22 protein-coding genes, 1 tRNA gene and 1 other annotated feature are annotated in these 26,849 nt (G+C 40.9%); of the genes, 12 read left to right on the top strand and 11 right to left on the bottom strand.

The window, feature by feature from the left end; all coding sequences use genetic code 11:
* Nucleotides 1-145: 145 nt before the first annotated feature.
* The gene (locus L8106_RS04215) at nucleotides 146-1,285 is read left to right on the top strand and encodes a serine hydrolase (protein ID WP_009782963.1); all 1,140 of its coding nucleotides are present in this window, start codon (nucleotides 146-148) and stop codon (nucleotides 1,283-1,285) included.
* A gap of 75 nt (nucleotides 1,286-1,360) precedes the next feature.
* Here L8106_RS04215 and rplL read toward each other — a convergent pair whose 3' ends face one another.
* From rplL to rplS, 8 genes are all read right to left on the bottom strand, one after another.
* Nucleotides 1,361-1,759 (bottom strand): 50S ribosomal protein L7/L12, encoded by a 399-nt coding sequence (gene rplL, locus L8106_RS04220; protein ID WP_009782964.1) that lies wholly within the window; start codon nucleotides 1,757-1,759, stop codon nucleotides 1,361-1,363.
* 65 nt (nucleotides 1,760-1,824) lie between these two features.
* The gene (gene rplJ, locus L8106_RS04225) at nucleotides 1,825-2,397 is read right to left on the bottom strand and encodes a 50S ribosomal protein L10 (RefSeq protein WP_009782965.1); all 573 of its coding nucleotides are present in this window, start codon (nucleotides 2,395-2,397) and stop codon (nucleotides 1,825-1,827) included.
* A gap of 92 nt (nucleotides 2,398-2,489) precedes the next feature.
* Nucleotides 2,490-2,663, bottom strand: a sequence feature (ribosomal protein L10 leader region).
* A 463-nt stretch (nucleotides 2,664-3,126) separates the two neighbouring features.
* Nucleotides 3,127-3,843 (bottom strand): 50S ribosomal protein L1, encoded by a 717-nt coding sequence (rplA, locus tag L8106_RS04230; protein WP_009782966.1) that lies wholly within the window; start codon nucleotides 3,841-3,843, stop codon nucleotides 3,127-3,129.
* Nucleotides 3,844-3,960: 117 nt separating this feature from the next.
* Nucleotides 3,961-4,389: a 50S ribosomal protein L11 gene (gene rplK, locus L8106_RS04235; RefSeq protein WP_009782967.1), complete on the bottom strand. Its 429-nt coding sequence runs from the start codon at nucleotides 4,387-4,389 to the stop codon at nucleotides 3,961-3,963.
* Nucleotides 4,390-4,392: 3 nt separating this feature from the next.
* A complete protein-coding gene (gene nusG / locus L8106_RS04240) occupies nucleotides 4,393-5,025 on the bottom strand; it encodes a transcription termination/antitermination protein NusG (RefSeq protein ID WP_009782968.1) in 633 nt (210 codons plus the stop codon).
* Nucleotides 5,026-5,061: 36 nt separating this feature from the next.
* A complete protein-coding gene (gene secE, locus L8106_RS04245) occupies nucleotides 5,062-5,286 on the bottom strand; it encodes a preprotein translocase subunit SecE (RefSeq protein WP_009782969.1) in 225 nt (74 codons plus the stop codon).
* 258 nt (nucleotides 5,287-5,544) lie between these two features.
* A tRNA-Trp gene (locus L8106_RS04250) sits at nucleotides 5,545-5,617 on the bottom strand.
* 104 nt (nucleotides 5,618-5,721) lie between these two features.
* Nucleotides 5,722-6,105 carry a 50S ribosomal protein L19 gene (gene rplS, locus L8106_RS04255; RefSeq protein ID WP_009782971.1) on the bottom strand — a complete coding sequence of 128 codons (384 nt, stop codon included), beginning with the start codon at nucleotides 6,103-6,105 and terminating at the stop codon, nucleotides 5,722-5,724.
* Between the two features lie 1,073 nt (nucleotides 6,106-7,178).
* On the opposite strand from rplS, the gene L8106_RS04265 reads away from it, so the two are divergent.
* The 6 genes from L8106_RS04265 to L8106_RS04290 all read left to right on the top strand — a co-directional run bounded on the left by L8106_RS04265 (nucleotide 7,179) and on the right by L8106_RS04290 (nucleotide 14,983).
* Nucleotides 7,179-8,888 (top strand): EamA family transporter, encoded by a 1,710-nt coding sequence (locus tag L8106_RS04265; protein ID WP_009782973.1) that lies wholly within the window; start codon nucleotides 7,179-7,181, stop codon nucleotides 8,886-8,888.
* 347 nt (nucleotides 8,889-9,235) lie between these two features.
* Nucleotides 9,236-9,472, top strand: coding sequence for a CDGSH iron-sulfur domain-containing protein (locus L8106_RS04270; protein ID WP_009782974.1), 237 nt, complete (start codon nucleotides 9,236-9,238; stop codon nucleotides 9,470-9,472).
* A 131-nt stretch (nucleotides 9,473-9,603) separates the two neighbouring features.
* On the top strand, nucleotides 9,604-11,208 hold the full coding sequence (locus L8106_RS04275) for a hypothetical protein (RefSeq protein ID WP_009782975.1): 1,605 nt from the start codon (nucleotides 9,604-9,606) through the stop codon (nucleotides 11,206-11,208).
* Between the two features lie 60 nt (nucleotides 11,209-11,268).
* Entirely contained in the window at nucleotides 11,269-11,511 is a 243-nt protein-coding gene (locus L8106_RS04280; protein ID WP_009782976.1) for a hypothetical protein, read from the top strand.
* 10 nt (nucleotides 11,512-11,521) lie between these two features.
* The gene (locus L8106_RS04285; protein ID WP_039895490.1) at nucleotides 11,522-13,246 is read left to right on the top strand and encodes a hypothetical protein; all 1,725 of its coding nucleotides are present in this window, start codon (nucleotides 11,522-11,524) and stop codon (nucleotides 13,244-13,246) included.
* Between the two features lie 384 nt (nucleotides 13,247-13,630).
* Nucleotides 13,631-14,983: a glycosyltransferase family 4 protein gene (locus L8106_RS04290; protein ID WP_009782978.1), complete on the top strand. Its 1,353-nt coding sequence runs from the start codon at nucleotides 13,631-13,633 to the stop codon at nucleotides 14,981-14,983.
* 5 nt (nucleotides 14,984-14,988) lie between these two features.
* Here the strand turns inward: L8106_RS04290 and L8106_RS04295 are convergent, their stop codons facing one another.
* Entirely contained in the window at nucleotides 14,989-16,746 is a 1,758-nt protein-coding gene (locus tag L8106_RS04295; protein ID WP_009782979.1) for a hypothetical protein, read from the bottom strand.
* A gap of 124 nt (nucleotides 16,747-16,870) precedes the next feature.
* On the opposite strand from L8106_RS04295, the gene L8106_RS04300 reads away from it, so the two are divergent.
* From L8106_RS04300 to L8106_RS04315, 4 genes are all read left to right on the top strand, one after another.
* On the top strand, nucleotides 16,871-17,662 hold the full coding sequence (locus tag L8106_RS04300) for a class I SAM-dependent methyltransferase (protein ID WP_009782980.1): 792 nt from the start codon (nucleotides 16,871-16,873) through the stop codon (nucleotides 17,660-17,662).
* Nucleotides 17,659-19,410 carry a hypothetical protein gene (locus tag L8106_RS04305; protein ID WP_009782981.1) on the top strand — a complete coding sequence of 584 codons (1,752 nt, stop codon included), beginning with the start codon at nucleotides 17,659-17,661 and terminating at the stop codon, nucleotides 19,408-19,410. The genes L8106_RS04300 and L8106_RS04305 overlap by 4 nt, the downstream gene beginning before the upstream one ends.
* 16 nt (nucleotides 19,411-19,426) lie before the next feature.
* The gene (locus L8106_RS04310) at nucleotides 19,427-20,965 is read left to right on the top strand and encodes a DUF6798 domain-containing protein (RefSeq protein ID WP_009782982.1); all 1,539 of its coding nucleotides are present in this window, start codon (nucleotides 19,427-19,429) and stop codon (nucleotides 20,963-20,965) included.
* 957 nt (nucleotides 20,966-21,922) lie between these two features.
* Nucleotides 21,923-24,502: an MASE1 domain-containing protein gene (locus L8106_RS04315; RefSeq protein WP_232228428.1), complete on the top strand. Its 2,580-nt coding sequence runs from the start codon at nucleotides 21,923-21,925 to the stop codon at nucleotides 24,500-24,502.
* A gap of 67 nt (nucleotides 24,503-24,569) precedes the next feature.
* On the opposite strand, the gene L8106_RS04320 is transcribed toward L8106_RS04315, so the two are convergent.
* Together L8106_RS04320 and L8106_RS04325 are read right to left on the bottom strand one after the other, a co-directional pair.
* Nucleotides 24,570-25,529: an arsenic resistance protein gene (locus tag L8106_RS04320; protein ID WP_009782984.1), complete on the bottom strand. Its 960-nt coding sequence runs from the start codon at nucleotides 25,527-25,529 to the stop codon at nucleotides 24,570-24,572.
* A 69-nt stretch (nucleotides 25,530-25,598) separates the two neighbouring features.
* Entirely contained in the window at nucleotides 25,599-26,057 is a 459-nt protein-coding gene (locus L8106_RS04325) for a peroxiredoxin (protein WP_009782985.1), read from the bottom strand.
* 102 nt (nucleotides 26,058-26,159) lie between these two features.
* Here L8106_RS04325 and deoC point away from each other — a divergent pair, with 102 nt between their 5' ends.
* Nucleotides 26,160-26,843: a deoxyribose-phosphate aldolase gene (gene deoC / locus L8106_RS04330; RefSeq protein WP_009782986.1), complete on the top strand. Its 684-nt coding sequence runs from the start codon at nucleotides 26,160-26,162 to the stop codon at nucleotides 26,841-26,843.
* Nucleotides 26,844-26,849 lie beyond the last annotated feature (6 nt).

A 26,849-nucleotide genomic window follows, 5' to 3' on the forward strand; every position in this document is an offset into this window, starting at 1 on the left:
AACTTGTCGATCTGCAAAAAATCCCAAGCAAATCCGCCCGAAACTGAACTCCAATTTTTCCAATAGGAGGTATATTGTAGTCTTGTTGTGCTTTTTGCATCGAGTCCATTTCCCTATTCCTGTTTCGGTGTGACAACATCACTTTATGATTCACCCCAAACGCCGTACTTCTCAATCTCGAATTCACCGATCTCGAATTCACTATGTTCGTATTTTCTTACTAACGATCGCAATCACATTTATCGGTTCAACGGCGATCATGCTTGCAAAAATAGTGCTGTCATCGTCTCCAACAAAATCAATTCGTTCAACTCCAACTGTATTATCTAATGCTGATGGTAGTCTGATCTATAATATTCAACAACCTCCTCAACTGCTTGAGAGCGAAACCCTTCAGAATATTGTCGATGAAACCGTTAAACTCGCAGCAGACAAACAACTCCCCACTGATTCTTTATCCATTACTTTAATCGACGTTAGCGGTTCAAAAATCCATACCCATGCAGGTTACAACAATACGATTCTGAGATTTCCAGCGAGTGTCGCTAAGTTATTCTGGTTGGTTGGTTTCTTGGGGTATTCCGAAGCAGGTCTCATTCAAGACGAATCTGCCTATTATGTCGATTTATCAAATATGATGCGGATTTCAGATAATGATTCAGCCAGTCGAATTTTAGATAGTATTACCCGAACGAAATCAGGAAAAGATTTAGAAGGAAAAGCCTTAGAAACTTGGATTAATAAACGTCATCAAGTTAATATTTTTTTCAGAGAAGCTGGTTATACTGGGATCAAACTTTCGGTCAAAAATTATCCCCTTGCTAACGGAGAAGAAAAACCCATCGGACGAGATTTTCAACTTTGGAAAAATTCTTTTTTGGCAGGCGGAAATCGCATGACGACCGATCAAGTGGCTCGGCTTTTGTATGAAATCTACACCAAACAAGCTATCTCAGAAACCGCTTCGACAAAAATTGCTTATCTGTTAACTAGAGACTTGAACCCCGAAGCTTGGCAAGATGAACAACTAAACTCTATCGAAGGATTTTTAGGGGAATCTTTACCCACTAATATTTATTTTGGCTCTAAAATCGGTTATACCAGTCATTCCCGTCAGGAAGTCGCATTTATCAGAACGATAGATGACAAAGCGATTTATATCCTGGCAATTTTTGCCAATAATTCTGCTTACGCCGAAGATGAAGAAATTTTCCCGCAAATGTCGCGTTATATTTTTGATCAGCTTAACGGTTCAGCTACTCCGTTAACTTCTAATAACAATTAGATTTTTATTAAAGCTTAGGGTAGGCATTGCCTACCCCAGAGTGATTTGAGGATCTGAGAATTCTCTTAATTGATCCTATTTAACCGTTACTTTAGCACCGGCTTCTTCAAGCTGTTTCTTGACGCTCTCTGCATCTTCTTTGCTAGTCGCTTCTTTGATCGGCTTGGGTGCGCTTTCAACGAGGTCTTTTGCTTCTTTCAAACCTAAGCCTGTAATGGTACGAACCACTTTAAGAATTGCAATCTTCTTATCTGAGGGAAACTCATCGAGGATGACATCGAATTCTGTTTTTTCCTCGACTTCTTCTGTGGCAGGGCTGGGAACATTCACGCCCGGAGCCATCATCATTCCACCGCCACCTACAGCCGAAGCATCGACTCCAAAGGCGTCTTCAATTTGCTTGACTAACTCAGAAGCTTCAAGCAGAGACAAGGATTTTAACTGTTCTAAAATTTCGTCGGTTTTAGCAGACATGGATTAACTCCTGAGAAACAATTGACAAACAATAAATCATTAACACCTACTTAACCTCGCACGGGTTAAGCTGCATCGGCAGAATCTTCCTTCTCGGAAACCGCTTTGACAACACGAACCAAGGAGGCAGGTACTTCTTTGATACCAACCGCCAGTTTTGTGGGGACTGCTTTTGTTCCCACTGCCAGTTTTGTGGGGATGGAATTGATGACTCCGGCAATTTTGGCCATCAGTTCTTCCTTCGTCGGCAGTTCAGTGATCGCCTTGACATCATCAACGCTCAAGGCTCGGCCTTCCATAACTCCACCGCGCAGTTCGGTTTTTTTGGAGTCTTTTTGGAAAGCTTGGTAAGCTTTAATCGCGGCGCCGAAATCGTCTTGAGCAAAGATAAATGCAGAGCTTCCACTCAGAAACTCTTGCATCACTTCCCAAGTCTCGTTACCCTCAACTGCTTTACGCATGAAGGTGTTTTTGGTGACTTTGCAGGTACTCCCTGTTTCCCGCAGACGATTTCGCAAATCGGTGATTTGAGCAACAGATAGGCCTTTGTAGTCAATGATTAAGGCTAGTTGAGCTTCGCTCAATATCTGTTTGAGATCCGCGACAATCTCTTGTTTTTCGGTTACGGTTCTCCCCATTGGTCTTTGATCTCCATTGTGGATGACAATCCACTTACATCGGGTCGAATCAATGACAGCTTTTGATGTCGATCTCTAGCCAGAAATCTTGATTCGCCATAAAAAATCCCCGGCTCGATTGGCCGAGGTTGAAGACTGAAAATCTAATCGATCAAAATGTAAGCAGTGTTCTGCTTGATCTTTAATCTTAAATTTTATATCTTCTAACCTCGGCAGGATATTAAGCGACTTGCACCTGCTGTCTTTGGTTAATCCAGATTTTTAGTTTATGGATTTCGCTTAAACTTTTGACAATAGACCATTATCTGATCATTGCCTACTTTTTTGACACTCCCACGCCGTAAACGGCGGGGATTCTTGGTTCAGCGAGTCCATTTAATACAGATAGGTTGCCCTATCTATACCAGAGATGAATTCTCCCCAAGCGTTTTGCTCCATTTCAGAAACCTGTTTGGGTATGCCCTACCCTACAGTTCAAAACCTAAAATCTTGGTTTCTCTGTACTTGTTGCTTGAAGCTTTTACCCGCACAAGCTTTCCCGTGCGGAACCCCATAACTTCAGTGCGTCAAGGTGCGTTGCCTTTCGGTGACTGGGTTTTTAATGTGGTTGATTACCCTTTCCACAAAAGAAAGTTTAACATAAAGCCGTCCTAAAGGACGAGGCTTGTATCCCAATTTTTTCGGTCAACCTCAACGGGCAGTTTGGGGTCGAAGTTGACGCCGCTAGAATTAGGCAACTTCAGTGATTTTGGTTTCCCGTAGGGTATAAATATCTACTGGAATAGATGGCCCCATCGTTGCTGAAACGTACACACTCCGCCAGTAACGACCTTTTGCGCCGGAAGGACGGTTGCGATCAATACATTCTTGCAACGCACACAAATTCACCAGCAAGTCTTCGGCAGAGAAGGCGGTTTTCCCAAACATGACATGAACGATTCCAGTCCGATCTGCCCGAAATTCTAGTTTTCCAGCTTTGAATTCCTGAATCGCCTGAGCGACATCTGTTGTGACTGTTCCTCCCTTGGGAGAAGGCATCAATCCTTTTGGCCCTAATAAACGACCCAGTTTGGCAACTTGGGGCATCATATCTGGTGTCGCAATCAAGCAATCAAAATCCAGCATTCCTTTCTGGATGTCGTTGATCAGATCTTCAGAACCCGCAATATCGGCACCTGAAGTTAGGGCTTCATTCACCTTTTCACCCTTAGCTAAAACGGCGACCCGAATGGTTTGACCTGTTCCTTTCGGTAAGGTGACAGTGGTTCGCAGTTGTTGGTCGGTGTATTTCGGATCAATTCCTAAACGTATATGCGCTTCTGCCGATTCTGGGAATTTGGCTGTGGCTGTTTCCTTTAGGAGTTGAATCGCTTCTAAAGGTTCATAGGCCCGGTCTTCGACCTTTTTCAGCACTTCCTGTAATCGACGCGAGATTTTTTTTGCCATTATTTTCTCCTTGGGGTCATAAGCGAAGTTGGACTTCTCCCCCGATAGTTTGCACTGACAGTTCGTTATTAATCTCGTGACTAACGAGTTGTAGAATCTGCTTAAGCCATAGGGCTGTTAATCAGCACTCACTTCGACACCCATATTGCGAGCGGTTCCTGCTACGATTTTCATCGCTGCTTCGATATCGTTCGCATTCAGGTCAGGCATTTTGGTTTCTGCAATTTCTCGTAGTTGGGCTTGGGAAAGCTTACCCACTTTGCGAGTATGAGGTTCGCCTGAACCTTTTTCAATGCCGAGTGCTTTTTTGATCAGTACGGAAGCGGGTGGGGTTTTGAGAATAAAGGTGAAACTGCGGTCTTCATAAACCGAAATTTCTACCGGAATCACTAGGCCCGCTTTATCGGCTGTTTTGGCGTTGTATTCTTTGCAAAACGCCATGATGTTGACCCCATGTTGACCCAAAGCTGGGCCAATCGGTGGGGCTGGGTTGGCTTTCCCCGCAGTGATTGCCAACTTAATGACTGCTACTATCTTCTTTGCCATTCCTTAGCCTTGTTTTTCAACCTGATTAAACTCAAGTTCGACGGGGGTATCCCGTCCGAAAATCGAGAGTAATGCTTTGAGTTTATTACGCTCTGGACTCACTTCAATCACATCTCCTTCAAAGTCTTTGAAGGGACCAGAGAGAACGACAATGTGATCTCCTGCTACCATTGCCACTTGCACAACAGGTTCAGCTTGCTGAGTCTGTCTGAATATACGTTCTACCTCTGCCGAACTTAAGGGCAAAGGCTTAACGTGGCCGCGTCCTCGGCTGCTACTGCGTTTCTGTTCTGCTCCGACAAAGTTGATCACATGAGGGGTGTTTTTGACGACCTGCCAGGCTTCGTCGTCGATATCCCAGTGGCTGAAATCACCGTTCCACTTCAACTTCATTTGCACCAATACATAGCCCGGAAAGACTTTTTCCTCACTCTGTTGGCGAGATCCATCTTTACGGAGCTTAATGGTTGGAGTCTGGGGAATCTGAACTTTTAGAATGCGATCGCCAACATCCAACGTTTTGATTCGCTGTTCTAAGTTGACTTTAACTCGTTTTTCACAGCCAGACGCCACCTGAACAGCATACCAGCGCAGTTCGCCTGCTGCATATTCTTGTGTGTCTTCTAGATCTGTCATGGGTCTCGACTACTCTGATTGGAAGGAATGCAAACGTCATCCAAACACTTGCCCCGATGCCCAACGAAAGATGTTATCCACCAGGTATATTAGGGTTGCTGATAGCATGATCATCAGCAATACGCCCGCTGATTCACTAAAAAGCTGCTGACGGCTAGGCCAGACGACTTTATCGAGTTCCTCTTTTGTTTCTTTGAAAAAGTCAACGACGTTAAACCCTGCTGGGGATTGATTAGTCCCTGCTTCATCTTTTTTTGCCACGGTAACTTCCCCTTGCAATACTCGACTGTGACCGCTTCTCGGTTTGGCTGAACAAACTCAAATAGTTTATGATAGCACTTCAAAATTGCTACAGCAAACTATCAATCTCCAACGAATCTCAAGTCTTTCAGGGGAGTGGATTTCACCGACCGGATTGAGTCTCGCCGGATGGGGCTGCGGCTTCTTCTTTGCTCTATGCGATTTCCGAACAAGTTACCCAGACGAACTTTACTCCGCCTGGGTATCAAGATTGTTCAGCGCGCCCTGAAGGACTCGAACCCTCGACATCAGGTTTTGGAGACCTGCGTTCTACCAACTGAACTAAGGACGCATCGCTGCCGCTAATTTACTGACGCTTTTGTGAGTATAACATATTCTGCTGGCTGAACTGCAAAAAATTGCGAAAAAATTTGGAGACAGTCAGCAGCTACAGTATTAAACTGGACGGTCAAAACGTTGCTTAACTCGGGTTGCCTTACCAATGCGATCGCGCAGATAATAAAGCTTCGCCCGCCGGACTCGACCTCGACGGATAACGGTGATACTCGCAATTCGAGGAGAATGTAACAGGAAAACCCGTTCTACTCCTACCCCTTGGAAAATCTTGCGTACCGTAATCGTTTCATTAATTCCACCATTTCGCATGGCGATCACAGTCCCTTCATAGGGCTGAATCCGCTCTTTTCCCCCTTCTCTAATTCGGACTCCGACTTTGACGGTATCGCCGACATAAATCAGAGGAAGTTCCTGTTTCTTCTGACTTTTGAGATTTTCGATCTCTTCGGCTTCTATCGAACGGATAATCTCTTTCGTGTGCATGATCACTACAAAACTCACGATCCATTATTATACTCATGGGTCAGATTATTGGTCAATCCTATACTCAGGAGAGGGGGAGAGGCAGGGCTGTTTCATTCTCAGTTAAAAATTGCCGAGGGTGATGGGGTGACGGGGGTGACGGGGGTGGTGGGGAGAAGATTTTTTTCCGATGAAAAATAGCTTTTTGTTAATAAAAATCCTCCCGACTTCCCGACCTCCCGACTTCCCGACCTCCCAACAAATCAAGTTTTAGGGCTAGAACGCGCACGGCCCTGAGGGGGAGATGGGAAAATAGTTATCACGGGAAATAGTCCGGTAGAGTGGAAGCCCCGTTCTTTAGACCGGGGAGGAAACTCGACACGGGCAACTTTAGTTGCCTGTAAAAAAATTAATGGGGGTATGGTTGCCCCCAACACCCATTTCTAGGGTAATGTTTGCCTCGCCAATGTTATCGGTCGGTACTTTCCACAACACACTGTCTTACCCCTCGTAAAACTGTTTAATGCTGTGATTCTAGAGCCGGAGACTGGCCACGCATCTCAGGGTAGGAACTTTAACTCTTGCCGATAACGTAGCCCTCAAGGGACTTAGGCTGGTCAGCTACCTAAAAAGAGAGGCATGATGCCCCGTCTCTTTAGAGCGGGGTGCTGACTTGTGCCTTTTACCTGTAAAGACTGTTCAATGATAACTGTACCTGAAAGGTTATTATAGGTTGCAAGTCCGCCCTCGAACGCCTCAATCTCCCACCGGAGATCAATCAAGCAGGCATCAGACACTCCAAAGTACAACACTTTGCTCTGCAACTCTGCGGCTTGATTCAAAAATCCTGGGGGAAGTTGGGACAGTATAGAAAGATCACAGCCTCCATCTGTAAGGGTATCCTAATGATTAGAGGGTGACAACTTCACCCCTAGTTTGAAGTGAGAAGCAGGAAATACCAATCCCGCCCCGCCATTGTTACCCGTTGTGCCTTTCTTGCATCCCTTTGTGGGAAAACAGTCGCACTCCAAGGCGTAGAGCTGCTGGCGGCGGATTAGCTCCAACTCGCAAATCAATTGAGAGGTTAATCGCTAATGGGCATACAAGATAATCAACCGCCACCTTCTAGATCTGGGGAAACTCGATCATCGGAAGCCATATTGAGTTCTTTAATTGAGCAACTCGAAACTGTCCATCAACAGGTTAAACATGAATTATCTGCTGATATTGAACGGCTTCAGAAAGATAAAAACCGCCTAATTGAAAATATTGAACAACTCCATAACCAGCACGACAAGTTACAAAATCAACACCAACAAGCTCTTTCTGAGCGGCAATTTGCCCAACAACAAGTCTGGCTGAAACAGCTTGCTCAGGTGTTGGCTAGTAACCTACAACGGGAGTTAGTTGCACGAATTAATCGGCTGAGAACTTCTTCTGACCAACCCCTTCTGACAACCGATCCCTCGGGGTTGCAGCTTCCGTCTTCTTTACAGTCTGATTTAAGTGCGACTGAGTTGGAAGCGGTTTTAGATACGAGTCTCAATGATACATTTCGTGAATTGCAGCAGGAGTTGAGCAGTTACCAAAGCGACTTATCGCAACGGTTATCTCATATGCAAAGTCTCGAACAGCAAGTTGAGATGTTGCTAGAAACAGTCGTTAGCCGCCTAAAAGATCAAATTGATCGTTCTCCGATCACCAAGGGGGAAAATCAACCCGAAACCTCAACAAAACCGTCCGTTGGGCCTGTGCGTCCTCAACCGACGGTTATAGAAGGCTCAAAACCGGCACCTCAAGCCACTCAATCTAGTTCCTCAGTACAGTTGGGTTTATTCTTGGCGTTAATGTCCGCTGTCGCGCTGTCGTTGTTTAACGTTTGTCTCAAAATTATTCTCCAAGGCCCTGAACCTCGTCAGATTTTTGGTTTATTTGAAATTGAGGGAATTATCTCACCGGGACTCGGGAATTCGCTGTTGATTCTGTTACTCCGAATGATTGTGGTTATGGCTTTAATGCCTATTGTTGCCACTTTTTTGTATCCGGCAGTTTGGAGCGATATGAAACGCTTTATTCAGTCCCGTGATACTTCTTTGATGTTAATCGTGATTGGTAGCGGGTTCTTTTTGTTTTTGTCTCAAGTGTGCATCTATATTGCCATTGGAGAGATTCCAACTGGCATTGCGATTACAATTTTCTTTATCTATCCTATTGTCACGGTTTTGGCTTCTTGGGGGCTGTTTGGCGATCGCCCGACGTTAATTCGTGTGATTGCTATGGTGATCATTTTAGGCGGAGGTGTTCTCTGTCTTCCGAGTTTCTTTGGGGGAGCAGCCGGAAATACTCAAGTTGGGATTATTGCAGCGATGAGTGCTGGGGTTGCTTTTGCTGGATATGTATTACTAACACAAATGGCAGCCGGAAAGTTGCATCCCATTCCGTTTAGTTTGGTGAATTTTGCTTCGATTTTTGTCTTCTGTTGTGTGAGTTTAATCTTCTTGCCTGACAACTTGAGTATGGATGTTGATGTCAATGTTTGGCAAGGTTTAATGTTTGGTGGAGTTGTTCTCGGTGTTCTCACCCTTTGTAGCTATCTGTTGAATAACTTTGCCATTCGTTCTGCGGGTGCTGCATTGGCTTCAATTATTGGTACATCAGGCCCTGCTTTAACCGCTTTATTTGCCTTTTTTATCATTGGTGAAGCTTTAACTCCTAAGCAAATTCTGGGTATGGCTTTGGTGATTTTAGGGGTGGGTGCTATGAGTTTTGAACGTTTAGTTAAGGCCAAGAAAAAAGCTGCTTAAAACTTAATAGATAACAGCTTTAAAACTCTATTTTTTAAAAACTACTGCGTCTATTTTATCCTGTAGGCGTATTTTTTTGTATTTAAACGCAAACGAAAAATTACTTCAAATTAGAGGAGTAAACGAAGATTTGCTTTTGTTCATAAATCTACTCATTAATCTATCCGTTCTCTTAAAATATACTTTCCAACTTAACTGATTAATCTACCCGTTGCTATCTATACTTTTGTACTTTCAGTATCCTAGAGGATACTAACCCACTTCAAAGTATCTACTTTTCACGTCAAAAAGATTACCCTAAACTAAAAATAGAGATAAAACCTTCAAAATAGGAGAACACAAATACGATGAGTGAACCCAAAATTTTTGATAAAAAACCAACCGTAATGGAACTTGAACCCGGCACTTACTATTGGTGTAGTTGTGGTCATTCAGCTAAACAACCCTTCTGTGATGGTTCTCATCAAGGAACAGAATTTACCCCAGTTGCATTTGAACTCACTGAAAAAAAATCTGTCGCCCTCTGTCTCTGTAAATATACAAAGAATACACCCTATTGTGATGGTTCCCATACTCGCCTGTAGACTCAAGCATTAAACGCTTGCAAAACTGAGTCTCTATTCTCAAATCCGAGGATAGAGATTTTATTGATTAACCTGGTAAAATGAGGTGTTATATTAATATTCTGTGCATCCGCAAACTTCTGTTTTAAATCGTGAGTCGAGATCTATTCGCCCGTGAAGCCCTAGCGCAAATTCCTAAAATTCTAACTCTGTTAGACCGCAATCCCCACAGCCCAACCTATGGCTGTTTTGACCGCAATTTTTGGCATTATAAAATTATTGATTTTCCCAGTGGAATGGCGCAGGAGTTTGTCTGGCCGTTAGCTCTGGCCTATGAGGTAAATCTTCCAGATAACCCTTATTATCAACAACCCATGTTGCGAGAATGGGTAGAAGCAGGTATTCTTTACGCAGCACATACTGCTCATCCAGATGGTTCCTGTGATGATTATTTTCCGTTTGAACGAGCAGCAGGAGCAGCGGCTTTTTCTTTACTTGCAGGTATAGAAAGTTATATATTACTCGGATTGATGGATTATGAGGCGTTAAAATTTTTTGAACGACGGGCGAATTGGCTGGCAAATCACTACGAAAGCGGTCAATTATCGAACCATGAAGCGTTAATTATTTTGTGTTTAGAGCGCTTAGGACAACTGTTACAAACCTCTAAATGGCGACGAACAATAGCGACCCGTTTAGAACGGTTATTATCTTGGCAAAGTTCTGAAGGATGGTTTAAAGAATACGAAGGTTGTGACCCAGGTTATCATACTCTAACGATTTCTATTTTAGCACAACTTGATCATCTAAAACCTGATAATCGCTTAAAAGATGTGCTTTCCAAAGCAGTTGAATTAGCCGCTAATTTTATTCATCCAGATGGCAGCTATGGGGGCGAATATGCTAGTCGTAATACTTATAATTTCTTTCCTCATGGCTTTGAGTTGGTGGGGCTTTGGCTTCCAGATGCACTGCGAATTAATGATCAATTTTTGCAAGGCTTGAAAAAGGGTTTAGCCCCCTGTTATGGTGATGATCATATTATTGGTCATCATACTTGGAATTATCTCTTAGCATGGCAAGATTTTATTCCTGAACGTCCTCAACCCATGCCGCGTGATGTGGGCAGTATTTGGTTGCAAGAAGCGCATATTTTGATTAAACGCCGACCGGGATTTGAGTTATATATTGCACTGAATAAAGGGGGAGTTTTTAAGTTATTTGATCAGGAGAATTTATTGGGTTCTGATACTCATTTATCTTTACAAGTTCGACAAGGAAGAAAGTTAAAAAATGCAGTCAGTCATTTGATGGATTCTTATCAAGTTAAAGTCGAACAAGATGAGATCACAATAGAAGGACAACTCGGTTGGGCAAAACAAACCCAAATGTCTCCAATTAAGTTAATCCTATTACGAGTCGTGATGCTAACGTTTGGTCGTTTTTTCCCGAACTTAATTCGGAAACTTTTACAAAAAATGTTAATCACAGGAAAGCAACCTGCTCCTTTTCGGTTCAAACGAAATTTTAAGTGGGAAAATAATCAATGGAAAATCAAAGACGAATTATATTCTGCTTCTTGGAAAGGAGTAACTTCTGCCGGAATTGGTAGTGATCAAACGTCTATTTATGTAGTCATGAGTCGAACGTTTCAATCGGGTCAATTACAACCCTGGTTAGATTTAACACCGGAGATCAAAAAGCTATCGATGGGTCAATGTTTGAAAATTGAACGCAGTTTTAACAAGTCAAACTAAAACGATTTAAACTTTGAAAATAAAAAGAAAAATCAGATTTTTGTAAATACTATTAGTGGGATGAATCTATTGGCTTTGCGGTTTAGCAAAGATAAAACTTCTCCGGCTGAACATTTTGTTCGTTTGCGTTGGGAGTTTGGTGATAAGGTAGAAACGATAGAAAGAGATTCGTCTTCCGGAAATCCTCACCGAATTTTACCTATGGCTGATGCTGTGTTGACGGTTCATTTTGTCGATAGTCCTGAACATCCCACCTCTCAAGATGACGCAAATTTTGACATTTATTTTTCAATAAAAAGCTGACGTGAAGTTTATGAAGTCCATATCCACAGACGCCGTTAAGAAGTTAAACGAAAGCTTCAGAAGTCATCGTATTCATTTGGTTGGATTGGGGATTTGGTTTATACTAGCCTTAGTCTTACGGATGATACTGCTGGCTTCTAAACCGATCTGGAGTGATGAATTTGCGACGTTAGTTTTTAGTTTAGGGCAGAGTTTCCGCAGTTTACCGTTTGATGTGCCGATTTCCCTAGAGACTTTGCTTTCTCCATTACGACTAGACGCAAGTTTATCGATTGGGTCTGTTCCTGAAAATTTACTGCGGGAGAGCAATCATCCGCCTGTGTATTTCATGCTGACTCATGTTTGGGTGTGGCTGTTTGGTCAGGATGGCGATTTGGTGTCAATTTGGGGAGCGCGATCGCTGAGTGCTATACTGGGAGCAGCTACAATTCCAGCTATGTTTGGATTGGGTTGGGTCGCATTTCGTTCCCGTGTCGTGGGACAAATGGCAGGTGCTTTGATGGCTATTTCTCCCTATGGGGTGTATTTGGCACAGGAAGCCCGACATTACACCTTAGCGGTAATTTTGATTATAGCATCCCTCGGTTGCTTAATTACAACAATTGATAAAATCCAACAAAAAAATTCTTTACCTGTTTGGGTAGCATTACTGTGGGTTCTCATCAATACTCTGGGAATTGCTGTTCATTTCTTTTTTATTTTTACTCTGGGTGCTGAAGGTCTAGTGGTGTCGGGATTTTGGTTGAAAAATTGTCAATTGAAACCGTTTAAAGTTCCGTCTTGGAAAGTCTGGAAAAATATTTATATCGCCATGATCGGGAGTACAATTGGGGGTTTAGTTTGGTTGCCGATTTTTCTCGATATTTCTAACCCAGAAAGTGAGTTGATTCGCTGGACATTTCATGGTGATCCGGTGGGTAATTTTCTTGAACCGATTGTTCGATTAATAGCTTGGATTGCAACCATGATTGTGATGTTGCCTGTCGAGAATCAGCCGTTATGGGTTGCGGTTATTTCAGGCGGTATCATGTTGAGTGCGATCACATTAACCGGGAAGCTGATCAACGATAGCTGGAAACTACAATCTCCAAGCTGGCGATTTTCTCAAAATATTTTAACGGGATTAATTGCAAGTGCTATTTTGATTATTCTGACAATCACCTATGTTTTTAGCATTGATTTAACACTGGTTGCTCGTTATCATTTTACCTATTTTCCAGCAATTATTTTGTTTATTGCAGCGAGCTTTGCGGTCAGTTGGAAAAATCCTGGACAACAGAATTGGCGACGGAAAGTTATTGTATTGATCGGATGTGTGAGTTTGATTGGATCATTGAGTGTTGCGACTCATTTAGCTTATCAAAAACCAGATCGTTCTGATTTAGCCGCTCAGTATATTGCTGAACGGTTAACACCGAATATTCCGACATTAATTGCTACAGTTCATAAAAGCCATGAACAAACTGGAGAAATGATGAGTATTGCTTGGCAGTTAAAGCGGTTAGGAATCACAACAAATTCTCCCCAATTTCTACTTGCTCAAAAACTCGGTCATCCAGAGATTCCTATGAATACGCTGAGTCAAACTGTAGACCGTTCCAGCAGACCTTTAAATTTATGGTTGATCAATTTTTCAGCCCCTTTTGAACCCGAAATGCACAACTGTAGCGATGATCCGGATTTTAAATCTGAAGTTCCGGGCTATCATTTGCGGATGTATAACTGTCGTTTATAAAGTTAATATGAAGTTAACATCAAGAAACTTGTGAAATGAGTGTCAAATTTACAAAATTTAGTAAACTATAGATTCTTTATGCATCAAGATGGACAATACTCTATACAAAAATTTAGAATGTAGATGAAAAAACGCATTGATTTTTAAGCTGTACTGTTATAATTATAATATCTATAGCAGTAGGTTGACCTTAGGTGCATTAGAGTTTAATTTCAACGGATCGGGGTAGACCATTGCTTCTTTTTTGCAAATGAGAGATTCTTCTCACTCCCATTCTTAGCAACATTAGAAAAAATATCAATAAGAATTCGACCTATTTTTTAGGTGATTTCAGAAAAAATATTGGGGGTTCTACCAGTCACCACTTATCTCTGAGTTAAAAGAATGCAAAAATCAAACAATCGAAAATTAAAGATTTTACTCATCGCAGAGCAATGTAATCCTGATTGGTCATCGGTTCCTTTTGTCGGGTATAACTTTTTCAAAGAAATTAATCAAATCGCAGATGTCACTCTAGTAACCCATGCGAGAAATCAACCTGATTTTGAAAATAAAGGGTATGACAATATTGTTTACATATCCGAAAGTAACGCGATCAAACAGTATTATCAATCCGTTGCGAGTTTAGCCATGAAAGGTCAGGTAAACTGGCCTTTATATCATTTACTCAGCTATCCGATTTATGCGGAATTTGATCATCAAGTTTATCAAGCTTTTAAGCAGCAAGTTCTCCAAGGACAATATGATATCGTTCATGCGATCACTCCGATGATGCCACGATATCCTTATAAGATTATCAAAGCCTGTCAAAAGAAAAATATTCCCTTTTTATTAGGGCCGATTAACGGCGGAATTCCCTTTCCAGCAGGCTTTGAAGAAACGGCTAAAAAGGAAAATGCAAGTCTTAATTTCTTAAGAGCATTAGGGCGATATCTAATTCCGGGTTATGTCGAAACCTATAAAAAAGCCACTCACATTTTCTCCGGTTCAACCTACACTTTAAACCTGGTACAAAAACTCTTTGCTATTCCTGATGAGCGCATTTCTCTGTTACATGAAAATGGAATTGAGAATGACTTTCTAATGGAAGTGGAAAGATCTCAAACTTCAGATCGTCCAATTAACCTCTTATTTGTCGGGCGATTGGTTCCTTATAAATGTGCAGATGTTGTCATTGAAGCTATCGGTAAATTAGAATCTTCTCTGCAAAATCGAGTTAAACTTTCAATTGTAGGGGATGGTTATGAAAAAGGAAATCTAGAGAAAATGGTGCAGGATTTGCACTTAGAGAGTCAGGTGAACTTTGCAGGTTGGATTCCCCAACAAGAAACCTTTAATTACTATCGACAAGCCGATGTGTTTTGTTTTCCCTCAATTCGAGAATTTGGAGGGGCAGTTGTGATTGAAGCAATGGCTTGTGGGCTTCCCTGTATTGTTGTTGATTACGGTGGAATTGGTGAATATGTCACAGAAGAAGCAGGATTTAAAATAGAACCTCGTTCTCGTGAATATCTTGTGGAACAGATGAAAGAAAAGATCAAAATATTGGTTGAAGATCAAAAATTGCGAACTCAAATGTCTGCTAATTCTTTTGAAAGAGCCAAAGAATTTATCTGGAGTAACAAGGCGATAAAAATGCACGAAGTTTATGAGTCTGCATTAGCGAGTTCCAATACAGTTTCTGATTCCTCTAATGAGTCTAACCAATTAACATCTAAAGAGTTTCATACGGCTTAAGAAACTTATTGAGTTTCAGGGAGTTCGAGAATACAATTGGCATCTACAACAATAAAAAGCTCTGTTCGGTATACTGCACAGAGATCAACTAACATCGTAATTACTGCGGGGGGAGTATCCGGTTTAAGCGTCGGTTTAATTTCCTCTGCTTTGAATTTCCACTGTCTAAACCAATTATTCTCGGTCAAATAGTACGGAATAAAAGCATTACCATCCAACAAAATTAAATCTACATTATAAGTTTGAATAAAATTCCGTAAAACTTGTAAATCTTGACTGTATTGAGCCTCAATTAAATCCATTGCTCTTTGACGAATTTGACGATGATAACCGACTTGATAAGGAATTGAATATTCCCAAGCAATTAACACAGAACGTTGAGCAAAAGAGGGAATATTATCAGCTTCTTGCGAAAGAGAAGCAATCAAGGTATCTTTAGGTTGTTGAGAGAGAAAGTCATGGAGACTGGCTTCCCGAGGTTCTTTATAGTTGGGAGAAGTGAATTTATCAAGAAAACTTGGATAGAAAATCACCGCAATTGCAATTATAGTAGTGACTCCTAAAGCCAGTAATTTCTGAAATATCTTACTATTTTTAGGTTGAGAAATTGAAAGTTGTTCTACCCATCTCAGTAAAGCATCTATAATTACAGTTAAAGTAATTCCAGTAGACACTGCAATCAGAAGATAAAAACTATGGCTAGTATATCGATTGGGTAAAAATAGATAAAATAATAAAAGATGAGCGAGAAAAAATAAACTTAAAGAAACGAACAAAAGTTGCAGAAAAAAAGCTGAGTTTTTAATCTGCTTAACAAGAGTAAATTGACGTGGAAATTTTGCTAATATCGGTAAAAACAAGCCAAAACATAGTGTCACAGGTGTAAATAAACCTCGGGGAATCATACCGCTACGAATTCCTAAGAACCAATATTCAATTCCGTTATTTGTAAAAAATTTTCCTCGTCCGTTTTCTTGAAATTCAGGTAAAGTTTTGGCTTCTGCAACGTTAATAATTGGCCCATATTCAGAGGAACTAATTAAATAAGAAACAAGCATTAAACTGGCGATAATCAATCCAGCGACATAGAATTTTAGCTGTTTTTGATCAGAAATAAAATGGATTTTTTTGTTATTGATTTGAAATAAATTAATAAATAAAACTCCCCCCGAAACCAGTACAGTAGGCGGATAAAATAATCCTTCTAAAACTAAAACAATTAAACAGGGAATAACTGATTTTTTTAGAAAATAGTAGAGAAACGCAAAAAATAGTGGATAAGAAAAGGATGAAGCAGTTGCCTCGACAAAAATATCTTTCATCCAGATACTTTGATTAAATAAAAGTGAGGCGATAAATGCAGCCATCGGAATTGGAAAAAGCTGTAAACAAATTCCAAAACAATAGCCTGTCATAATCACCCCTAAAACCAATGGCAAACATTTATTAATTACCATTGGATCAATGTTAAAATTAATCAAGAAACGATAAATCGTAGTGAGTCCAAAGGGTTCAACCGATGCAAAAAAATTAGCAATTAAATCATTGGGAAATAGTTCTGGATCTAAAAAACGACGCATCCAAAAAATGTGCTTACGAGCATCATCCTGAACAACATATTCTCCATCAAAAGCTTGCTGTAAAACCAAAATACTATAAATAATACTAAACGTGAGACTCAGAAACAACCAAAATAGGGTTCGCCAATGGGATAAACTTTGTTGTGGAGTTGTTACAAATTGACGTAAATATTGAACAAACATAGCACCTCAATTTAAAGTAATTCTATCTGGGAAATTATAATAATCTTTTTCGCCTCGTTTATCTAAACAATTAGCACAATAGACGCTATTATTAGGATAAAATATCTTAATCTCAACCAAAATTATGACTGAAATAAAGTCAGATCATTTACCCCTCTACGCAAAGAACCCGGTGACTCGGTTTTCCCCCAGAGCCAAAGAATATGCTCAGTATAGACCCAGTTACCCTCCAAAAGCGATTGAAAATATTATAGAGGGATTGGGTCATAATAGCGCTATTATTGGGGCAGATATTGGCGCCGGGACAGGAATTTCTGCACGTTTGTTAGCCGATAGAGGTGTTCACGTTTTAGCGATTGAACCCAATCAGGCGATGAGACAAATGGCGACTCCTCATCCCCGAATTGAGTGGCGAGAAGGGACAGCAGAAGCAACTCATTTAGCGACTCAATCTGTTGATTTAGTAACAGCTTTTCAAGCGTTTCATTGGTTTAATCCTGAATTCACTCTCCGAGAATTTTGTCGGATTTTAAAACCCGGTGGACGAGTGGCAATTGTCTGGAATCATCGCTATCGACAAGATCAATTTACCCAAGAATATAGCCTGATTTTCAAACAAGCTTCTCAATACAATTCAGTCATTCACAAAAAACATCGCCGACCCATTACTTCACTGTTAGAAAGTTTAGACTTTCAAAATCAGCGCCATCAGATGTTTACTCATCGTCAGGCTTTAGATTTAACAGGATTAATTGGTCGAACTCACAGTGCATCTTATATTCCGACTCAAGGTGCAGAAGCGGATGCGATTTTAACGAATGTGCAAGAATTATATCACAAATGGAAAGATGAGCAAGAATTGGTTTATATTGAATATCGCACTGATGTTTATCTCGCTGAAATCAAACCGGGATGATTTTAACGACCTTGAAAAGACCCATTTTGCATCTACACAGTTTATTAATTCGTTGTTCTGCAAATAGCAGGAGTTCATCGACAAAATTTTGGTTGAGTTTAAGCTTGACTTTTGCCACGATTTATAGTTTATTAGCAGTCCAAGAAGCCTTTAGTGGTGAATATGTGATTCAAGATGATGCAAGACAACATATTTTTTGGATGCAGAGATTTCTAGATGCTGAGTTATTTCCAAATGATTTAATTGCTGATTATTTTCAATCGGTTGCACCCGGCGGTTATCAAAGTCTATATTGGATATTAACTCGTTTTGGAATAAATCCTATTTTTTGGAGTAAAATTCTTCCTTGGGGATTAGATATAGTCACAACATTCTATTGTTTTAGAATCACTTTAGAACTTTTACCAATTCCTCTGGCTGGGTTTATATCATCAACTTTACTCAATCAACAACTCTGGTTGAATGATGGTTTGGTTTCTGCGACACCGAGAGCGTTTGTTTATCCTTTGTTTCTCGGATTTATCTATTTTTTACTGCGAAAATCAATTCTAAAAAGCGCTATTTTTATTGCATTGATAGGATTGTTTTATCCGCAAGCAGTATTAATCAGTGTCGGGGTGTTAATCTTACAACTATTTAACCGGAATAAACATTCAGTGTGTTTAACTTCGGATCTAAAAAATCGTTGGGTAAGTATGATTGGACTCGGAGTTGCTTCTATTGTTATTTTATATTATGCCATGAGTTCCAGTGAATTTTCACCTGTAATTACAGTTGCTGAAGCTAAAGCAATGTCTGAGTTTGGAGGTGCAGGAAATAGTGCATTTTTTCAAGATAATCTCTGGGATTTTTGGGTCACGGGTCAACGGAGTGGTTTACTTCCCAAATATTTATTTAGACCCACTTTGATTATAACAGGTTTAGGGCTACCGTTACTGTTTTTTTATAAAAATCAATTTCCTCTCGTTTCAAAAATAACACCGAATATCAAGATTTTTTCTCTAGTTTTAATCTCCTCAATGAGTTGGTTTATTGCCGCTCATTTAATGTTATTTAAACTTCATCTTCCCAGTCGTTATACCAGTTATACTTTTCGCGTCTGTTTAGCGTTATCTGCTGGAATAACCTTATGTATTTTATTAGATAAAGTCTTGATTTTTGCGAGTCTATCTCGCCGTCAAAACTGGAAACAAATAATGGCTTTAAGTTTAACCCTATTTTTAGGACTAGGAGTTATTTTAGGATCTTGTTTCTGGGGAAAGTTTCCAAAAACGAGTTATGTTATGGGGAAAGAACCCGAAATTTATCACTTTTTTTCCCAACAGCCTAAAGACACTCTCATTGCTTCTATTTCTGAGGTTGCGAATAATATTCCTAGCTTTTCCCAACGTTCTGTTTGGATAGCCTGGGAATACGCAGTTCCCTATCATTTAGGATATTATGATCAAATCCAACAACGAGCGACTGAACTGATTAAAGCTCAATATAGTTCTAATCTGACTGTATTGCAAACTTTAATTCAAACTCATGGATTTGATTTTATAATTTTAGATCAAACCGCTTTTACTCCTGAATATATGCTCGAAAATCGTTGGCTAAGACAATGGTATCATTCTTTAAGTAAAGATATTTTTGCAGATATCAACACTGGCAAAAATCCCGCAATTTTACAAACAGTTTCCCAATGTTCGCGTTTACAAACTCAAAAGATAATCATTTTAGAAGCAGAGTGTTTAGTTAAATTTTAGAAGGAAAAGTTCAAAAGTGATTCAATTGAAATCTTTAAAATCCGGTTTGTCTGTCAGCTTAGAAATATTAATTTTGGGCATTGTTCTCGGTGTTTCCTATGTTCAAGAACCCCTTTATACTTCTAATCAAAATACCAAGTTTTTACAAGGAATGGCGCAAGCCGGGCTAGGATATCTCGATCAAGATTGGTTAGCCAATACCTTAGATCCTTTACCTGTCTTTACAGCTTTAGTGTGGTTTACCTCGGCTTTTTTACATCCTTACTTTTTTTATCTATATTATATCATTTTATTTGGAGTTTATGTTTATAGTTTAATTGGAATTGCTGAAATTATTTTTCAGTTTGATCGTCAAGTCAAAAAGATCATTTATTTGGTTTTTATTGTGACATTACATTGTCTAAAAATCAGAATATTTGACTTTAAAACTCACGTTCATCTTCATTATGGTGTTGCGGAACAATACCTATTAGGAGATTACTTTCAAACCAGTAATTTTGGTGTTCTGATTATTTTATCGATCTATTTATTTTTACGACAAAAAAGATTTTTATCATTATTAGCTTTAGCGGGAGCGGCAACTGTTCATCCGGCTTATCTTCCCAGTGCAGCTTTAATAACGTTATCCTATCTCATTATTTTGTACAAAAAAGGAGAAAGCTTTAAACAGATATTCTTCTGGGGTTGGTTATCATTTCTCTTGGTTTTACCTGTGACTCTCTATATGTTTTTTGTCTTTCAACCCACAACTCCAGAAATTGCCGAACTTGCTAAAACTTTAATTGTTAATCGTATTCCCCATCATTCCTTTCCTACCGCTTGGTTTGATCAGATTGCATTTGTACAAATTTTAGTGATTGTTGTCGCCATTTATCTTGTCCGTAAAACCGACATCTTTTTGATTTTAGGATTGCCGTTTATTGTTGCTAGTTTTGCCACCTACTTACAAATTTTTATCAAAAATAATAGTTTAGGATTTATTACCCCGTGGCGAGTTTCTGCCTTTTTAGTGCCGTTATCAAGTTGTCTAATTATAGCCGTATTTCTTCGCTATATTTTCAATCAATTCCCCCAGATTTTACAAAAACGCGAGCAATCCATTATTTTTATCAGCTTAATCATTCTCTCAATTTATGCTTTTGTCGGAGCAGAAGAACAAGTCCGAGAGTTACAAAAACGTCCAGATTATGCGAATGTGATGGATTTTGTTCAGTCAAATCGACAACCTGAAGATTTATATTTAGTTCCTCATACTTCCGGAAACTTTATCGAATTTAGACTATATACAGGGGTGCCAATTTTAGCAAATTATAAATCTCATCCTTATAAAGATAGTGAGGTGATCGAATGGCATAATCGACTAATGATGGCACAAAGATTTTATTCTCCTGATTTTCGCGAAACCCGATGTCAAGCCTTAGAAGAAGCAGTCATTGCCTATCCGATCAATCATGTGATTACCGAACTCGGTGACATCAATCCTTGTGCGGGTTGGACTCTGATTTACGATAGCGAGCGGTACAAAGTATATAAACCCTTACCCGCCAGGCAATAAAATTAAATAAATTGTGCATGAAGAAATGAATCAAAATTATCAACTGAATCAAGACACACTCTTTTTGACAAGCAATCATAAAAACCCGGAATTCCATCCTAAATAGATTTGATACAATTCTAAACAATACGGAGGAAAAGGCTACAACTTAATTCGTTAATCGAACAATAGAGCGAGAACAATAGTTATAATCAATTAGAATAAATAATCTGGGAGGTCTGTTGGAGTCTGTTCGTATAACTCCAGAAGTTGCCAACAATCACGTATAACTCAAGGGTGCAAAGCGTCAGCACCCCGCTCTAAAGAGCAGGGGCCGAAGCGCCTCTCTCTTAGATAGCTGACCAGCCTAAGTCTTGTTGGACTACGTTTTTAGAGTTATGACACCTACAAATGCTTTCCAGTTTGTAGCCCTGTCGTTAGTTGTTAAACATTCCTACGAGGGGTAAGAAAGTGCAACTAGCCGAACAAGCTTTAAAAACATTGGCGAGGAAAAAATTACCCCAGAAATGGGTGTTGGGGGCAACCATACCCCCATTAATTTTTTTATACAGGCGGTTAAAACCGCTCGTGTCAAGTTTCCTCCCCGGTCTAAAGACACGGGGCTTCCAAACTCCCGGAGGTTTCTCGTGAGAGTTCCATAACTGACGATCAATTCACTAGCCGCGCTAGGAATTCATTTTAATCACTCGGACAGAACTCCAGCCCCAAGTCAATTGATCCATCCCTTATCTATTACCTGAAGGTAGCTGATCCCTGTGAATTTAATCACTCCATTAAGCTCATCGGTGGAGACTCCTGCATAGCCTGGGTAACTTCACTGATTTCTTAAAATCCTGAACACCTAAGACTTCAGCAGATTAACCTAGAAACTGGGGAAAATAAAACCCCGAACACTAAACCATTCAAATGCAGACTCAGTTCTATAACATTGTGAAGGGTAAAGCCGGAAAGTACCTGATGACAATCTGGCTTATTGCTGCTGTTTATTTCGCAACAGCAAAGCTGACGATTGAAACCCTGATCCTCAGTCCAACCGATGTCATCTTTTTGCCGACTGCCGGAATTGCTCAGGCTGCACTGTTGCTATTTGGAGGTCAATACTGGCCAGGAATTGCTTTAGGGGCAGTATTCGCGAACCTATTGTCGCCAACGGGATCAATGGCAACAGGCATCCTGTATAGTCTCAGTGTGACCCTACAAGTGTGTTTAGGGACGTGGCTGCTGAAGCAAATTAACTTTTCAGACCGACTCCAACGCCTCAAAGACGTTTTAGGATTAATTATTTTAGCAGCCGGAATTTCTACCCTCATCGGTTCCGGCTTCTCTACCGTCCATGTGTCGATGGTTCTGTCAGACTGGACAAAATTTGATGAAATTTGGACTCGCTATTGGTTAGCCAACGCCATCGGTATTTTAGTCGTGACTCCCTTACTTCTGACTTGGGGAATGAGGCTTCAAGATCGATACAAACGACAAGACACTACAGAACATTCCATTCTCGCTACAATCGGTCAGCTTTGGCAAAATTATCGGCAAACTTCCACCCCGGAACACTCAGAACATACCCTAACCGAACAGGCGACACAACTCCTCTATTCCCTAGAAGCCCTGGCCTGGCTACTCCTGAGTCTGGCGTTGAACTGGTTTGTCTTCTGTTCGCGTACTCGTACCGCTTCAATTCGTTATCCCCTAGAATATTTGCCCTATCCCCTGATTGTTTGGGCTTCTCTGCGGTTTGGTCAACGGGGTGCTGCTATAGCTCACTTTTTAACCGCTATGTTTGCCGTTTGGGGGTTAATGCGCGACAGTGGCCCCTTTATTGACCGCAGCACCGATATTCCCCAAATCTTTTCCCTACAAGCCTTTATCGGGGTGATGATTATTACCGGTTTGGTTCTCGCCTCTACCGTCGCCGAACGTCAACAAGCCGAAGCCGCTCTGCGAGACAGCGAAGCCAGTTTAGCTCACGCTCAGGGCATTGCTCAAGTGGGTCATTGGGATCTTGTGATTCGGGGTTCCCATCTGTACTGGTCGGATCAACTGTATCGCATCTTAAACCTAGAACCTCAGTCTGTTCCGGCGACCTTAGAACTCTTTTTGCAGTCCGTTCATCCTGAAGATCAAAATTTAGTTCGTCAGTCTGTCGAGCAAGTTCTTTACCACCAACATCCCTACACTATTGATTATCGTCTGGTTTTGTCCGATGGTCGTCAACGTTTTGTCTGCGAACAAACGGTCATTTCACCCACTCGCATTAGCGGAACGGTACAGGATATTACCGAACGAAAACGCTCAGAAATAGCATTACGAGCCAGTGAAGAACGGTTTTCTAAAACCTTCGCCGCCAGCCCGATTGGGATTGGAATTTGTACATTTTCCGATGAATGTTTTCTCGATGTTAACGAGAGTTTTCTGCGTCAACTCGGTTGGAAACAAAATCAGGTGATTAACGCCACAACTCAACAACTCAAACTCTGGGTGAACCCCGAAGAACACCTACAATTGCGAGAGGTTCTCCAACAGCATTGTCAAGTGAGTAATCTCGAAATTCAAGTTTACAATCAGGCGAGTGAAATTCGCAATTGGTTGATTTCCATTGAATTAATTGACTTAGGGGGAACCGAATGTCTATTGATGATGGGGAACGATATTACCGAACGCAAGCAAGCCTCTTTACTTCGCAACGCCAAAGAAGCCGCAGAAGCCGCCAACCGTGCCAAAAGTTTATTTTTAGCGAATATGAGCCACGAACTGCGAACGCCGCTCAATGCGATTCTCGGCTATAGTGAACTCCTCCGAGAAGATGCTCAAGATATGGGGTTAGAAGAATTTGTGGGAGACTTGAAAAATATTCATGTTGCGGGTCATCATTTGTTAGACCTGATTAACGATATTCTCGACTTCTCAAAAATCGAAGCCGGTCGGATGAATTTTCATCTAGAAACTTATACCGTCGCCACTTTACTTTGGGAAGTTGAAACCACAATTGCCCCCCTCGCTGAGAAAAATACTAACACTTTTAAAATAGAAGTGGCTGATAACATCGATATCATTCATACTGATATTACCAAGGTGCGACAGTCGTTATTGAATTTGTTGAGTAATGCTTGCAAATTTACCGAACAAGGTCTAGTCACCTTAAAAGTTTCGACAGAAACCAGCCCTGATCCAACGACTGAACTCCCGACTGTACCGCCGCCTGACTTACCCCACTCGACTCACCAAAGAGATTCACAGATTACTGATTTCCCGTACGCCCCTGAAGCGAATACCAAACCGATCACTTATGTGATTTTTCAAGTCATTGATACCGGTATTGGCATGAGTCCCCGACAAATTACCACTGTATTTAACCCCTTTACCCAAGCCGATGAAAGCACCACTCGTAAGTATGGAGGGACAGGTCTGGGTTTAACTATTACTCGCAAACTCTGCGAACTGATGGGCGGAGAACTCAGTGTCACCAGCAAGTTAGGTCAGGGTTCAACCTTTATCATGCGACTTCCCCAATTCCTATACTATGCACAGGAAGAATAAACTGTGAACAGAGATATAGCGTTTACAGTTTTGCTTGCAGACTATGAGTTTTGATCCTCACTTCAGGCTACCACTGTTCTCGCCGTCGAATCTGTAGCAGGATTTGGGAAATCAAAACCATGATTGGTAGTTCAATCAACGGACCGATAACTAATGTCACAGCAATTAAAGGTCGATGGGGAAATGCAGCAGCAGCAATAGCGAGAGATAATGGAGAGTTACGCGCTAAAGTGGTGCAGATCAAACAGGCAAATTCTTCATAGGAAAACTTGAAGTAGCGTCCAATCCGATGAGCCAAGATGAAATTAGTTGCAAAAAAGAGAACTACAGGGATCAGAAGTTTTAAGACTAGCTCTGGACGTTGGATGAGCGTATGTCCTTTTGATACAAAGATAGCAACAATGGCAAGATTAAGGCTTAGGATTTGAAATACAGTAAGGTTTGATAATCTTTGTTCAAACCAAATCTCGCCTTTCCAGCCTCGAATTAATCTTCGAGAAACAGTAGCAAACAATAACGGAATCAGGAGTACCCAAAGCACACTTTCAAAAAGCTTGACAGGGTTTAACTCAACCAACGTTCCTGCAAAAAATAGCAGATAAACAGGCAGTAAAAGAACTTGTAATATTAGGTTTAAAGGCAGTAAAGCCGTTGCTAAAGCCACATCTCCCCCCGCAATCCCAGTAAACACTAAATACCAGTCTGTACAGGGAGTTACCATCAGCATAATCAACCCCACCCAAAGATCAGGGCTATCTTGTAAAAAGATCGCACCCAAACCCCAAGCAAAAACAGGAGTCCATAAAAAGTTAGTCGCTACACTGGCTAAAGCAACTTTAGAATTTCTGAACGCTTCCCCAAAATGATTTAGAGACAGCGGTAGAAACGTTGCATACAGCATCAAAGCTAACAGAGGAACAATCAAATTTGGAGCCAATTCACTCAGCCCTGGAACTTGCGCTAACATTAAACCAACAACAACCGAAAATAGAACTAAAAACGGTTGCGTTCGATCAAACCAGGTCACGTTTCAGGATAAGCATTGTTTCACGAGGGAATTGGGAAGGGTTGAGCGTTGATTACTGATCACTCACTGTTAAGCCGGAATTTCCTTAAGTGTCCGCAGGGCTTCATCAACATGGGCTTTAAAATCTAGCATCGAATCAAAAATATGCCGCACAACGCCTTCTTTATCGATCACATAAGTCACGCGCCCGGGAAGTATCCACAATGTCGCTGGAACACCATACAGTTTGCGAACCTGACTACCCGAATCACTTAACAGGATAAACGGTAAATTATGCTTTTTAGCAAATTGTTCGTGATCATAGGCCGAGTCTGAACTCACCCCAATCACTTCCGCCCCCGCATCTTTAAAGACTTGATAGCTATCACGAAAAGCACAGGCTTCAGAGGTACATCCCGGCGTATCATCTTTGGGGTAGAAATACAGAACAACGGCTGTGTTTCCCCGAAAATCTCCTAAACTCACCGATTCTCCCGTTTGAGAAGTTAAAGTAAAATCGGGTGCAGTGTCTCCTACTTTAATCGCCATATTTGTTTGACCCAGTAACTTTTATCTGAAAAAATATTAACTTTTGTTATGATAGCGCGAACCGTCAACAGTAATCAGTTAGCTATAAAAAGGAGTTGAATTATGGGAACTCAATCCCATTTTGATATTGATATTGCGACCTTCATCGACCACACCCTACTCAACCCCATGGCCACTCCTGAACAAATCGAACAATGCTGTGAAGAAGCTTTACAATACAAATTTGCCAGCGTTTGTGTCTACCCGAGTTATGTGCGTCGAGTCGCCGATAGACTGCATGGAAAGCCCCCAAAAGTCTGCACGGTGATTGGGTTTCCCAGTGGGGCTAGCACATCGGGCGTCAAACTACATGAAAGCCTAGAAGCAGTTGAAAATGGGGCGCAGGAGTTAGATGTTGTGATTAACTTAAGTTGGGTCAAAGCCGGAAAAACCGAGGAATTGTATCGAGAAATTGCTGAAATTTGTGAACAAACCGATCAAACGGTAAAAGCGATTATTGAAACAACAGTTCTCAATCACTCCGAAAAACAAATCGTCGCTGAAGTTTTAATGGATGCAGGCGTTGATTTTATTCAAACCAATACAGGCTTGTATGGGGGCGCAACAGTTACCGATACCCAACTCCTCAAAGAAATCATCAAAGGACGCATTGGACTTAAAGCTTCTGGCGGAATTACAACCAGCCAACAAGCAGTAGACTTAATCATTGCGGGTGCGACTCGCTTAGGAACCTCTCGTGGTGTTTACTTAATTCGTCAGCGAGATGACGACAACGATCACAATTAATCTATA

The sequence above is a fragment of the Lyngbya sp. PCC 8106 genome (genome assembly GCF_000169095.1).
Lineage (GTDB): Bacteria > Cyanobacteriota > Cyanobacteriia > Cyanobacteriales > Microcoleaceae > Capilliphycus.

What these genes read in the sequence shown, in the direction of transcription:
- L8106_RS04215 (WP_009782963.1), top strand. Translation starts at nt 146, where the DNA reads ATGATTCACCCCAAACGCCGTACTTCTCAATCTCGAATTCACCGATCT.
- rplL (WP_009782964.1), bottom strand. Translation starts at nt 1,759, where the DNA reads ATGTCTGCTAAAACCGACGAAATTTTAGAACAGTTAAAATCCTTGTCT.
- rplJ (WP_009782965.1), bottom strand. Translation starts at nt 2,397, where the DNA reads ATGGGGAGAACCGTAACCGAAAAACAAGAGATTGTCGCGGATCTCAAA.
- rplA (WP_009782966.1), bottom strand. Translation starts at nt 3,843, where the DNA reads ATGGCAAAAAAAATCTCGCGTCGATTACAGGAAGTGCTGAAAAAGGTC.
- rplK (WP_009782967.1), bottom strand. Translation starts at nt 4,389, where the DNA reads ATGGCAAAGAAGATAGTAGCAGTCATTAAGTTGGCAATCACTGCGGGG.
- nusG (WP_009782968.1), bottom strand. Translation starts at nt 5,025, where the DNA reads ATGACAGATCTAGAAGACACACAAGAATATGCAGCAGGCGAACTGCGC.
- rplS (WP_009782971.1), bottom strand. Translation starts at nt 6,105, where the DNA reads ATGCACACGAAAGAGATTATCCGTTCGATAGAAGCCGAAGAGATCGAA.
- L8106_RS04265 (WP_009782973.1), top strand. Translation starts at nt 7,179, where the DNA reads ATGGGCATACAAGATAATCAACCGCCACCTTCTAGATCTGGGGAAACT.
- L8106_RS04270 (WP_009782974.1), top strand. Translation starts at nt 9,236, where the DNA reads ATGAGTGAACCCAAAATTTTTGATAAAAAACCAACCGTAATGGAACTT.
- L8106_RS04280 (WP_009782976.1), top strand. Translation starts at nt 11,269, where the DNA reads ATGAATCTATTGGCTTTGCGGTTTAGCAAAGATAAAACTTCTCCGGCT.
- L8106_RS04285 (WP_039895490.1), top strand. Translation starts at nt 11,522, where the DNA reads ATGAAGTCCATATCCACAGACGCCGTTAAGAAGTTAAACGAAAGCTTC.
- L8106_RS04290 (WP_009782978.1), top strand. Translation starts at nt 13,631, where the DNA reads ATGCAAAAATCAAACAATCGAAAATTAAAGATTTTACTCATCGCAGAG.
- L8106_RS04295 (WP_009782979.1), bottom strand. Translation starts at nt 16,746, where the DNA reads ATGTTTGTTCAATATTTACGTCAATTTGTAACAACTCCACAACAAAGT.
- L8106_RS04300 (WP_009782980.1), top strand. Translation starts at nt 16,871, where the DNA reads ATGACTGAAATAAAGTCAGATCATTTACCCCTCTACGCAAAGAACCCG.
- L8106_RS04305 (WP_009782981.1), top strand. Translation starts at nt 17,659, where the DNA reads ATGATTTTAACGACCTTGAAAAGACCCATTTTGCATCTACACAGTTTA.
- L8106_RS04315 (WP_232228428.1), top strand. Translation starts at nt 21,923, where the DNA reads ATGACAATCTGGCTTATTGCTGCTGTTTATTTCGCAACAGCAAAGCTG.
- L8106_RS04325 (WP_009782985.1), bottom strand. Translation starts at nt 26,057, where the DNA reads ATGGCGATTAAAGTAGGAGACACTGCACCCGATTTTACTTTAACTTCT.
- deoC (WP_009782986.1), top strand. Translation starts at nt 26,160, where the DNA reads ATGGGAACTCAATCCCATTTTGATATTGATATTGCGACCTTCATCGAC.